10 protein-coding genes and 4 pseudogenes are annotated in these 12237 nt (G+C 36.0%); 12 read left to right on the forward strand and 2 right to left on the reverse strand.

The features are described 5' to 3' along the window. Nucleotides 1–49: 49 nt before the first annotated feature. The 9 genes and pseudogenes from ABWU69_RS01770 to ABWU69_RS01810 form a co-directional block, all read left to right on the forward strand. Nucleotides 50–481: pseudogene (locus ABWU69_RS01770) on the forward strand (patatin-like phospholipase family protein); the annotation flags it as partial. 511 nt (nt 482–992) lie between these two features. Beyond that, nucleotides 993–2333: a group II intron reverse transcriptase/maturase gene (gene ltrA / locus ABWU69_RS01775; RefSeq protein ID WP_265035157.1), complete on the forward strand. Its 1341-nt coding sequence runs from the start codon at nt 993–995 to the stop codon at nt 2331–2333. 147 nt (nt 2334–2480) lie between these two features. Then, complete coding sequence (locus ABWU69_RS01780) at nt 2481–2642, forward strand: hypothetical protein (RefSeq protein ID WP_353285314.1); 162 nt, start codon at nt 2481–2483, stop codon at nt 2640–2642. 76 nt (nt 2643–2718) lie between these two features. Further along, on the forward strand, nt 2719–3255 hold the full coding sequence (locus ABWU69_RS01785; RefSeq protein ID WP_353285315.1) for a hypothetical protein: 537 nt from the start codon (nt 2719–2721) through the stop codon (nt 3253–3255). Nucleotides 3256–4528: 1273 nt separating this feature from the next. Then, a complete protein-coding gene (locus ABWU69_RS01790; protein WP_353285316.1) occupies nt 4529–4759 on the forward strand; it encodes an ankyrin repeat domain-containing protein in 231 nt (76 codons plus the stop codon). A gap of 58 nt (nt 4760–4817) precedes the next feature. Further along, a protein-coding gene (locus ABWU69_RS01795) for an IS630 family transposase (RefSeq protein ID WP_353285192.1) occupies nt 4818–5676 on the forward strand; the annotation gives its coding sequence in 2 pieces (ribosomal slippage) (nt 4818–5122 and nt 5121–5676; 861 coding nt in all). A gap of 15 nt (nt 5677–5691) precedes the next feature. After that, entirely contained in the window at nt 5692–6576 is an 885-nt protein-coding gene (locus ABWU69_RS01800; RefSeq protein ID WP_353285317.1) for a patatin-like phospholipase family protein, read from the forward strand. 136 nt (nt 6577–6712) lie between these two features. Next, nucleotides 6713–7180, forward strand: a complete 468-nt coding sequence (locus ABWU69_RS01805; RefSeq protein ID WP_353285318.1) for a hypothetical protein — start codon at nt 6713–6715, stop codon at nt 7178–7180. 164 nt (nt 7181–7344) lie between these two features. Further along, nucleotides 7345–7560 (forward strand): annotated as a pseudogene (locus ABWU69_RS01810) (transposase family protein); the annotation flags it as partial. Between the two features lie 29 nt (nt 7561–7589). Here the strand turns inward: ABWU69_RS01810 and ABWU69_RS01815 are convergent. Next, nucleotides 7590–8420 (reverse strand): helix-turn-helix domain-containing protein, encoded by an 831-nt coding sequence (locus ABWU69_RS01815; RefSeq protein ID WP_353285319.1) that lies wholly within the window; start codon nt 8418–8420, stop codon nt 7590–7592. A 244-nt stretch (nt 8421–8664) separates the two neighbouring features. On the opposite strand from ABWU69_RS01815, the gene ABWU69_RS01820 reads away from it, so the two are divergent. Together ABWU69_RS01820 and ABWU69_RS01825 are read left to right on the forward strand one after the other, a co-directional pair. Then, nucleotides 8665–9549: an Rpn family recombination-promoting nuclease/putative transposase gene (locus tag ABWU69_RS01820; protein WP_353285320.1), complete on the forward strand. Its 885-nt coding sequence runs from the start codon at nt 8665–8667 to the stop codon at nt 9547–9549. Nucleotides 9550–9570: 21 nt separating this feature from the next. Next, entirely contained in the window at nt 9571–10122 is a 552-nt protein-coding gene (locus ABWU69_RS01825) for a pyrimidine dimer DNA glycosylase/endonuclease V (RefSeq protein WP_353285321.1), read from the forward strand. Between the two features lie 112 nt (nt 10123–10234). Here the strand turns inward: ABWU69_RS01825 and tnpC are convergent. Then, nucleotides 10235–11617, reverse strand: a pseudogene (gene tnpC / locus ABWU69_RS01830) (IS66 family transposase). A 78-nt stretch (nt 11618–11695) separates the two neighbouring features. Between tnpC and ABWU69_RS01835 the strand changes: the two are divergent. Continuing rightward, a pseudogene (locus ABWU69_RS01835) lies at nt 11696–11917 on the forward strand (IS66 family transposase); the annotation flags it as partial. Between the last annotated feature and the right edge of the window lie 320 nt (nt 11918–12237).

The following is a 12237-nucleotide window of genomic DNA, read 5'->3' on the forward strand; positions in this document are numbered from 1 at the left end:
TATCATTATGTTAATTATCATAAAATAAGAACCAAAGCCTGATTTAAAATGCGTACTCGATAAATACTTCGGCGAAAGTACTATTGCTGATGTTTCAAGCAACTTGCTACTCACCAGTTATGATATTCATAATAATTACCCATTTTTCTTCAAAAGCTGGAAAGAGGACAGAAATTTTATCAGACTAAAAGACGCACTCAGAGCCACAACAGCAGCACCAACATACTTTGCACCTAAGTATTTAGAAGTTAGCCAAACAGAAAGAGTGTTAGTAGATGGGGGAGTATTTGCCAATAACCCGGCGGCTTGTGCATATGCAAATAGCAAAAAACTTTTCCCTAATGAAGAAATAGTGCTGGTGTCAATTGGCACAGGTCGGCTATCTAATCGAATCAAGTACAGGAAATTAGGAAAAATAGCCTGGATAAAGCCTCTATTAAATGTGATGTTTGCGTCGAGCCTTGATGTAGTGAATTATCAACGTGTGTCCAGAGAAGGTGAGTATGTTCAGTAGGAGTTAAACCTACCGGGATAAAAGTCGGAGTCCCGTAGCTTGGGTAGCAGCATGTAGGGAGACCAAAGTGTTGAAGCCTACCGACAACGTTATCGTAGGATAATGGCGAATTACCAGGCCGTAGCGAAAGCGAACACATAGGTGGCCTCGAAAATTACAAGTCCTAAAGGCTGAGCCCACGTTGGTAGGGTGAAGGCAATAGGGATAGCTGAAAACCCGAATGATACGGCATATCTACTTTAGCGTGGTGATAGTGATGGCATGGTAATGAGGACATATGAAGCAACTGGAGAAGCCCTACTCATCCCAGGGAGAAATACCTTGGAGCGGTAAGTTCTATAACTGGAAAACAGGAAATGAACCGAAGATGAGAGGGTGGCGGATGGGTGCGTAGTAGCGAAGAAATGAGGTAACTCTCACGGAGCAAAGGCACCCTACTAGTAGGAATTCTTTTAACAAAAGGAAGGTAAAGGTAAAAATGATAAAAATGCCAACAAAATTACAAGACCTGAGAAGAAAGATATATACCAAAGCGAAGGCAGAACCGGAATGGCGATTCTGGGGAATCTATGTTCACGTCTGTAAGATGGAGACACTAGAAGAAGCATATAAGCTAACAAAGAAAAGTAATGGGGCACCAGGAATTGATGGGGTGACATTCAAATCAATAGAGGCAGAAAGCTTAGAAAAGTATCTTCAGCAAATAAGACACGAACTAACAACCAAAACCTATAGCCCAAATAGGAACCGGAGAAAGGAAATACCAAAAGTTGGGGGAAAACTCAGAACGTTGAACATACCCTGCATCCGGGATAGAATAGTGCAAAGTGCACTAAAGCTAATAATTGAACCAATATTTGAATCTGACTTTCAGGACGGATCATATGGGTACAGACCTAAGAAAAAAGCGCATGAAGCAATAAACAGAGTAGAGAAAGCAGCAATCAAAGGCAACACAAAATGTATTGACGTAGATCTGAAATCCTACTTTGATAACGTGCGACATCATATTCTTATGGAGAAAATTGCCAGAAGGATAAATGATAAAGGAATCATGCACTTAATCAAGCTAATCCTTAAAGTAGGAGGAAAACGAGGAATAGCACAAGGGTCGCCGATCTCGCCGTTACTAAGCAATATATACCTGAATGAGGTAGATAAAATGCTAGAAAAGGCTAAAGAGGTGACTAAAGAGGGGAAATACCAACATATAGAATACGCCAGGTGGGCAGATGATCTAGTGATACTGATAGATGGACACCAGAAATGGGAATGGCTTGAGAAATCAGTGCACAAAAGGTTACAAGAAGAATTAGCAAAACTAGAAGTAGAAGTAAATAAAGAAAAGACAAAGGTAGTCAATCTAAAAGAAAAAGAGACATTCAGTTTTCTAGGATTTGATTTTCGAGAGAAAATTACAAAACAAGGAAAGTGGAGGGTACAAATAACACCAAAGATGAAAACACGGACAAGCTTACTTCAAAAACTGAAGGAAGTATTCCGTAGCTATAAATCACAACCAATAGGAAAGGTGATCCAAATCATTAATCCAATATTGAGAGGGTGGACAAACTACTTTAGGATAGGAAACTCAGGTCGAAGCTTTAAATACATAAAACAATGGGTAGAGAAGAAAGCAAGACGCAATCTGATGCAAGCCAGAAAAGCAAAAGGATTTGGCTGGAAAAGGTGGAGTAGCAAATGGATATACGAGACTCTTGGTCTATATTCGGACTATAGAATAAGATATTACGTCCCGAAAGCCTTACCAGCACAATATGCTATAAACTTTGGTAAAGAATCTACTAGGAAAGCGTAGTGCGGGAAAACCGCATGCTGCGTTTGATGAGGCGGGAGCTGGAAACGTAAACACGGGAATTTTGGATTGAGGCCCAGGATGAAAATAATGGATCAGTCGCCAAACCCTAAAGAGGCGCGCCAGTTCTCGACCCTACTAGATAATGTAATGGACGACAGATATATAAGGATACAATCACAACTGACAATAGCGTCGGCTGAGATGGACAATATTACATCAAAAAATATTAAATGTCTGCAGCAGGAGGCAGAAGCAATGATAGAGGACAACCAGGAAGCAATAGATAGATTCTGTAATATTGAACTATAAACGATGCCAAGCAAACTAAAGAAATAAAGCAAAGAAAGGTTTAAAAAACATAGTTTCGCCCAAAAAACATAAAACTATGACTAAGGGGCAAGAAGCTAAGCCAAAACCGCCACATGAGCAACCTCTGAAGTTGATGGAGAAGACCTCTAAAGTAGAAAATGTCAAAAAAGGAATAAAAGAAAAAATAAAAAGCTTAAAAACAAAGAAAGCAAAACCCGTAGAGAAAGAGCTGAAAAAGGGCAACGTGTTCAAAAAAGGCTTCAAAAAGCTAAAAGGGAAAATAAAAAAATTAAACCCAATAAAGGTTAAGAAAAATAAGATAATCGGGAGCAAGAAGTTAGCATTTTTACTGACATCTGGCACGATTGTGGCAATTTTGCCAATGTTCAATTTAGCTCCTCTTTCAGCATTAGCCATAACTTCTGCATGTGTTTTCAGTATAAACTTTATCGCAGTCAAAACATTGAAGAAATTTATCAAACAACGCAAATTAGCAGCAGAATCTAAAGAGGCAGAAACTAAAGAGCCAGATGAACCAGAGAAGCCAGCAGAAATTCAAGATGTGTCAATTGAACCAGTAAAAGAAAATTCTAAGCAAATTTCCAGAGAATAGACTGCAGCAGTTTAGCTCCCTAACAAATGATTTTTTAAAACAAATTTTGCCCGTAAACTCCCCTCTTCGTTATCCTGGTGGCAAGAGCATAAGTGTTGAAAGTGCTATAAGTGGCATTATATAAGGTGGTTAACGGCATAAATTTCAATGGTAATAAAATAAATTAAAAAAGCGCCTTTTTGCCTGTGGTTAGAAGGTTTAAGCGAATTTTCGACGTGGTTTATCTGCTTTCCCAACAACGAAGGTTGATATTAAGAGGAGATTTACATACCATTAATCACCTTGTGTGATTGCACTTTCAACACTTATGGTGGCAAGAGTCGTGCCGTTTCTCAAATTATTAATAAATATATTCCAAAAGGGTTACCTACGCTTTGTGCTCCTTTTATAGGTGGAGGAGTTAGCGTTAGCCAGCAGAGGAACAAAAGTTTATGGCTATGATGCCTTTGAACCATTAGTAAGATTTTGGCAGGTGCTTTTAGAAGATCCTTGCAGAGGTAGTTAGGAAATACCAAAATATGACATCTACCATACTTACAAAAAACATTTTTCACCTTGCAAGATAGAATTGAAATTGCAGCAGCATTTTTTGCATTAAATCGCTCATCTTTCAGCGGTACAACATTGTCGGGCGGTATGTCTCCAGACGCTTTACACTAAGTTCAATAGAAAGATTGGCAAAATTTTCAATTAAAAATCTTACTGTGGATTTAGCTGACTTTAAAAAAAGTATTCCTAAACATGCAAATATATTGTGATCCTCCTTATTTAATTGATCAAAAACTATACGGAAGAAGAGGTTGACCATGAAGAAACTTTTGTCGACTCGTGATGTTATCGTATAATGATTGTGAGGAAATACGGGACATGTATACAGAGCATCGTATCATTACACCCAAATGGAGTTATGGAATGGGCAACTTAAAAAAATCAAACGAGATTTTAATCCTGAGTAAAGACTATAGGAATTTCAGTATCACAGTCAAAACACTAAAGAAATTAACGCAAATTAGCAGCAAAATCCAAAACTGTAGCTGAATCAGGAAAGTTGGAAGATGCTTCAGTTGAGCCAGCCAGGAGAACAAATTTCCAAAGACCTCTAATGGTTAAGTACTTTTCTATTTCTATTTAAATATTATCTATTCAATATAAAAGTAGTGGTAATTTAAAGATTTTATTTGTAAAATTCTAGCAAAGCGAGTGCGCGGGTTAATAATTTAAAAACGTTTCTCGCTGCATACTCATATACAAACACATTTTTTGTGGGGTTGCTATGACAGTAGAAAAAATTTTACAAAAGGCTGCAAAGGAAATTTATCACCTCAGACATCCTAGTATTCTTTCTTTATTAGTTCGTGCAGTCTTCAAATGGATCATAAATAGCAGATTGGGTGTTAGTTTTTTACATTTTGCTGCAGAAAAGAACTTTTATAGTATTATTAAACTCCTTGTCAAACATGGTGCTAATGTTGATGCTGCAGATAAAGAAGGCAATACAGTATAGCACTTCTCATAATAGTCCAAAAAAGGTAAGATATGGATTTATAGTAGTGATGGTAAGCATGCCAGCAGCATATAGTTATGACTTAAGGAAAAAGGTAATGGAAGCATTGGATGAAGGAGAGAGTGGAGAAACTGTTGCCAAGAGATTTAAGATTGGAAAAACAACTTTATATGAGTGGAAGAAAAGAAGTGAGAAAACGGGAGATTTTCAGTCAAAAAAGCCTGGAAGCGTGGGCTATAACCATAAAATTACCGACTGGAATGCATTTACCGAATTTGCAAATGAGCAAGGTGGTAGAACTCAGTCAGAGATGGCTAAGCTTTGGGGCAATATTAGTAGACAAACGATTCATCGAGCACTTAAAATATAGGATTCATAAGAAAAAAAAGACCTACGGGTATAAAGAAAGAAATGAGGAAAAGCGAGCTCAATTTGCAAGGGTTATAGCGACAAAAGAACCTAAAAACTTAGTGTATATAGATGAGTCTGGCATTGATAACACTGAAGACTACCCCTATGGGTATTGCCAGAAAGGACAGCGGTTTTATGCCCTAAAATCTGGAAAGAAAACTCAACGAATCAGTATGGTTGCAGCCTTAAGTAGAAGAAAGATAGTTGCTCCATTAACCTTTGAAGGCCACTGTAATATGGATGTTTTTAATGGATGGTTTGAGCAATTTTTGACACCAATCTTGGAACCTGGACAAACTGTCATTCTTGACAATGCTACTTTTCATAAGTCTGATAAGATTATCGAGCTTGCTAAAGGAGTTGGTGCAGAAATTTTGTATCTGCCTCCATATTCTCCAGATTTCAACAAAATTGAGCATTATTGGTTTGCTATAAAAAACAGAGCCAGGAAAAACATTCCTCTATTCGAATCCTTTCGTCGTGCTGTTGATTCTGCCTTCCTATGACCTGTTCGGACTATTATGAGAAATGCTATACCAGCCATTATTCTCGCAGAAATAGAGCAAAGGACAAGGAAACCGATAGCTGAAATCTTTGATCTTATGGCTGGTACTTCAACAGGTGGTATTGTTGTAGCAGGGTTATGCAAGAGAGATAATCAAGGAAATCCCCAATATTCAGCCAATGATTTAGTTGAGCTTTACCAAGAATACGGGTCATATATTTTTAAATCTTCATTTTTGAGAAGATCAATATTTTCTTGGCTTAATTGCGCACAATACCCACACAAAAACATCGAATCGATATTAGAAAAATATTTTGGTGATGATACTCTACAAAACACTTTAAGTAAGGTGTTGATTACAAGTTACGATATTCATAACAATTGTCCGTTTTTCTTCAAAAGTTGGAAAGAGGATAGGAATTTTATTAAGTTGAAAGACGCACTAAGAGCCACAACAGCAGCACCAACATACTTTGCACCTAAGTATTTAGAAGTTAAGCAAGAAAAAAGAGTATTAGTCGATGGAGGTGTTTTTGCCAATAACCCAGCGGCTTGTGCGTATGCAAATAGTAAAAAACTTTTCCCTAATGAAGAAATAGTGCTGGTGTCAATTGGTACAGGTAGACTCTCTAATCGAATAAAGTACAGGAAATTAGGGAAGATAGCTTGGATAAAGCCTTTACTAAATGTGATGTTTGCATCGAGCCTTGATGTAGTAAATTATCAGATGAGTAATGTAATGGACGACAGATATATAAGGATACAATCACAACTAACAATAGCGTCGGCTGAGATGGATAATGTAACACCTAAAAATATTAAATTTCTACAGCAGGAGGCAAATGCGATGATAGAAGGTAATCAAAAAGTAATCGATAAATTTTGCGATATCGTATCTTAATTTACATCAAGCAAACTAAAGAAATAAAGCAAAGAAAGGTTTAAAAAACATAGTTTCGCCCAAAAAACATACTAAGGGGCAAGAAGCTAAAATTTCAAACGATAAGCCAAAACCGCTACATGAGCAACCTCTAAAGATGATAGAGAAAACCTCTAAAGCAAAAAAAGATAAAAAAGGAATAAAAGAAAAAATAAAAAGCTTAAAAACAAAACCCGTAGGAAAAGAGCTGAAAAGAGGCAACGTGCTCAAAAAAGGCTTCAAAAAGCTAAAAGCAAAAGTAAAAAAATTAAACCCAATAAAGGTTAAAAAAAATAAGATCATTGGAAGCAAAAAGTTAGCGCTTCTACTAACATCTGCTACAATCGTGGCAATTTTACCAACATTCAGTCTAGCTCCTCTGCCAGCGTTGGCCATAACTTCGGCATGCGTTTTCAGTATTAATTTTATAGCTGTGAAGACGTTAAAGAAAGTTATCAAACAACGCAAATTAGCAGCAGAATCTAAAGAAGTAGCCGAACCAAACAAGCCGGAAGAGGAAATTCAAGATGTATCGGTTAAACCGGTAAAAGAAAAAGCCGCAAGCAAAACTTCAGAGAAATCTTAAATAGATTAACTATCTTCATCTATATCATAATATATTAGACCTCTTTCAAAATTGGAAAAGAGCAAAAATTAGTATAAAATCATACATTTAAAAGCATGAGATATGAAGAAACTAGGGAGTTAGATGAAGAGAAATTCCGTCTTCTGACAGGAGTAAAGAATGTTGAATTGCCGCACAGAAAGACGAAAAAGAAGCCACTAACCAAGGATCAAAAGGAAGAAAATAAAGAGCTTGCAAGCCAAAGAGTTGTGGTTGAGAATGTGATCGGTTTGTTGAAAAGGTTTAAAATTATATCAGATAAATACCGAAATAGACGAAAACGTTTTGGTTTAAGGTTCAATTTGATAGCTGGAATTTACAATCTAGAGTTGATGTTGTGAATTTTGAAAGAGGTCTATTATATAAATTATCATAGTTTTAATTCCGTTGGGAGCGTAAGTTGCGCAATTTCCTCAACAGTCAAGCTAGTTATTGAAGAAATAGCATCAGCAGAAACACCTAGTATAAGTAGATTATTTGCTACTTTGATTCCCTCTATTTTATCAATCTTTTCTTTGTAAATTCGCTTTCTTTGCAATAAAAATTCTACCCATATATCCAGTTCATCTTGTGATTCTTGAGTGTTAATTTTTTTTAACTCTCTCGCCCAGCTTAATAGCTCTTTTTCTCCTTCACTATCTGTATCTTCGTCTTCACAACAGTTTTCTTCCGTTACCAGATCTTCAGCATTCACTGATAATTTTCTTGCTATTTCCCATAACCTCTCACCGAACATGGTGCTTCCTTGTTCATAGTAATGTATCTGTGGACCTCCTATACCAAGCTCCTTCGCTAATTCCTCTTGAGTATATCCCCGTATTATCCTCCACTTTTTCATTCCATCCCTTTTGTTGGAACGCTTAGAACTTTTTTCTTCTTTATTTTCATATTCATCAACTGATAAACCTGTTGCTCGGTAGATAATATCAGCATCAAATTCTAACTTGAGCATATTTTTTGCCATTCTTATTCTTGCTGCTTTTATATTACTTTCTTCTTCAGCTCGAACAGATTTGGTTAATGCATAAATTGCTTTGTGTCCTCCTGTTTTTTCTATGAAATTATACATTTCCTGAACCTTAGCTTTGTCGAAACAACTACTTTCTTTTAGTACTTTTCGTCTTGGAAAGAGATTTCTAACAGGAATTGATAACGCCTCTGCTAGACTTTTCAGTTGGAATGCCACATGTTCCTTGCTCATATCTTAGCAGCGTATGATAGTTTATGCCTGTTTTGCCTACTAAATCCTTTAGAGTATATTTTCTTTTTAACCTCCAGCTCCTTACTTTTTGCGCTATTTGGTACCTTATGGAGATATTTATCATAATTATTATACAGGTTAATACTACCAAATAAAGATATACAAAAACTTCTACGTTTCAATTTTAGTTGAATATTTCTTCAGAATTGTGTATAATTACCAATGCTTTCTAGGTTAACTTATCATGGCTCTTTCGAAGTTTCTCGATCCAAAGAATGATATATCGTTCAAGCGTATCTTTGGTACGGAAAAAAATAAGGATATTCTTATTCACTTCCTCAATGACATCCTTGGCTTCACCGGCAAAAGTGCAATAAAGGATATAGAGTTTTTAAGTACTATTCAAGACCCTGATATTGCCTCTAAAAAACAAAGTATTGTTGATGTTCTTTGTAGAGATGAAAATGGGCTGCAAGTAATAGTCGAAATGCAGGTCGCTAAAACCAAGGGCTTTGAAAAACGTGCCCAATACTATGCTGCTAAAGCTTATTCCAGACAGGCCGATAAAGGTGATCAATACCATCATCTTAAGGAGATTATCTTTATTGCTATTGCTGATTGTGTCCTGTTTCCAGATAAGTCTGAATATAAATCAAAGCACACTATTCGGGATGAAGATACTAATGAACATGATTTAAAAGATTTTTATTTCATCTTTATTGAGTTGCCGAAATTTCCGAAAACCAAAGAGGATCAGCTGGAAAATATAGTTGAGAAATGGGTGTATTTTTTTAAGTATGCTGATGAAACAAGTGAACAAGAATTGGAAAGGATAATAGGAAGTGATTTCATAATCAAAAAAGCTTATGAAGAGCTAAATAGGTTTAACTGGTCAGAAAAAGAGTTTATTGCCTATGAACAAGAAATAAAGCGTATTCGTGATGAACAAGCTATCCTCGCTCAAAAACTTGATGATGCTACTCAAAAAGGTAGACTAGAAGGCATCCAAATCGGCCATCAAAAAGGTAAAATTGAAGTTGCAAAAAATTTACTTAAAGCAGGTGTTTCTATTGATATCATAGCTCAAACTACTGGCCTTACAGCTGATGAGATCAAAAACTTAAGTTGATTTTGTCTTTCAATACTCAAGATGAATATCTTTATATTACATGAAAATCCAGTAATTTCAGCACAAATGTTATGTGATAAGCATATAGTGAAGATGCCATTAGAAACTGCTCAATTACTTAGTAATGTTTTTTCAACAGCATTAAAAGTGCCAAATTCTTTTGTCAGTATCACAAACCCAAATGTAGAAGTTCCATATAAACTTACTCATAATAATCATCCTTGTTCTTTATGGGCTAGACAATCACAAGGAAACTTTCATTGGTTGATAAAGTATGGAAAAGAGTTATGTACAGAGTATACTTGGCGATACAAAAGAAAGCATAAATCTGAAGAAATTATAGATTGGTGTGATAATAATAAGGATTTGCTAATTTTTCAATCAGCTGATATACAAACTTTTACACAAGCGTTACCTGATCGATATAAATGTGGTAATCCAATAGAAGCCTATAGAGAATATTACCTAAAAGAAAAGATGAGGTTTGCTAAGTGGGAAAAAGGTAGAGAAGTACCAGATTGGATAACAGAAAATCTCACTATACAATATTACAACAATACAGCTCATAGGTAAAAAAAGCCATCCAAATCGGCCAGGAAAAAGGCAAAGCGGAAGGGAGAGAAGAGGGCGAAAAACAGGCTAAAATAGCTGTGGCTAAAAACCTGTATCCGTTCAGGGGAGTGGTTTAAGAAACAATAGATAGAAGGTTTTGGAAAGGATTGAGACCCATTTGTTTCCATGTTAAGTATAACGAAATTATCCGCTCAAGGAATGTGTTTCCTCGCTGTGATTGTGTAAAATATGAGTTTTTACGGTAAATGACATAGTGTCGTATCTGTTGTTCAGCGTGATTATTTGTCAATGGAATATTTTCTGAGTCATCTAAAAAATTCCACATCATTCTTTCAGATTTCAAAATATTTTTGGCAACTCGAGAAGCTCCAATTGCTTCAGGTAGGTGGAATATCTCCTTCAAGTAATACCTTGTACGTTTTCGCAACTTTCTGGCACGTCTGACAAACCTCAAAACATCTATCTCACTTTTTAGTAAAGCTTTTTTTAGTGCAAATAATTCAGTGGCCACGTTTCTCAAGTAACAACCCAGAACTTTAACTTCAATATTTCAACTATGTGCTAATCTTTCAAAATCTCTTGATAAATGTGCCCAACAGATTTGCCTGTTTTTATCGGCAAAGTAGTTGTATGCTGCGTACCTGTCGGTTACTACTAAGCTATTGCGATTGCAGAACTTGCTATTTTGTAAAACCTTCATTCCTCTTGATTCTGTAAATCTTACAAAACTTGCCGTATTGCTTGCAAACATCCAACACCAAGCGAGTTTACCTTTGTTATAATGGCTCGTTTCATCAATATGTAGAACTTTACTCCTACTTATCTCTTGTTCGATTTGCTCATACATTTTTTTGCATTTTGAAGCAACTCTATGTTCACTATTTGATATGCTACCGACGCTTATGTTCAAATTGAAGATATCATTTACGACACTCGCTATTTCGCGTTTTGAATTTTTGTAAAACCCGCTAAACGCTGCAATTATTGACTTAACCCTTGGTCCAAACGTATCTGACGTTACCCTTTCTGGTAGTTTGCTACTTTTTCTTTTTCCACATTTTCGACAGCAGCCATGTTCCAACTGATATTCCACTACATAAGGCTTAATTTCCGGAAGATCAACTTTTTGGTGAATATACGGTTTTTTGCATATTGCAATCTCCCCTCCACATTCGCAAGTAGATGACAATTCTACTTTTATCACCTCATCTGCATCCATGTTGGCGCGAAAACTTCCTTTATGACCAACCTGACCGCCAATATTCCTTTCGCTTTTCGGCTTATTCTTTTTTATTTTATACAACTCTTTGGAACTTGGTATTGATGAATTTTTTGAGCTTAAACCGAGTCTTTCTCTTAACTCAGCATTTTCTATCTTTAAAGCCTTATTTTCTGCCTTTAAACTTTCATTCTCTTTTTCCAATCTTTCTATTTTTGCTTCTAACCTTTCTATTTTTTGCTGTAAATTTTTGCAAAGTTCTAAAAGGTTTACCATATTATCTCACTTTTGCTCTATGATTATCTTTTTAGATCACCTTGTCTACCTTATTCTACCACTCCGCTGAACGGATACGAAAGAATGATGTGGAATTTTTTAGATGACTCAGAAAATATTCCATTGACAAATAATCACGCTGAACAACAGATACGACACTATGTCATTTACCGTAAAAACTCATATTTTACACAATCACAGCGAGGAAACACATTCCTTGAGCGGATAATTTCGTTATACTTAACATGGAAACAAATGGGTCTCAATCCTTTCCAAAACCTTCTATCTATTGTTTCTTAAACCACTCCCCTGAACGGATACCCCAAACTTCTATATCAAAGCTACGTACTGTAAGTTCAATATGGAAAACACATTAACCACTTAGCATTTAATGTCTACTTCATCCATTTTAGTATTAAGACTATCAAACTTGCTACTGGTTTCCCTAATTATTTTGGCTAATTTTGCCACCCTCACTTTAAATTTTCCACTACTTGGCATATTATACCTTCCATATTCTCATCTACTTACTCAAAGTATTTCCAAGCTTGGTTACTCCTACATCAGAAAGACAAGTTGATACTTTGTCCTTTGAATGGCTGTGAACTGAAGCATTACTT

Source organism: Wolbachia endosymbiont (group A) of Beris morrisii, from assembly GCF_964028185.1.
Classification (GTDB): domain Bacteria; phylum Pseudomonadota; class Alphaproteobacteria; order Rickettsiales; family Anaplasmataceae; genus Wolbachia.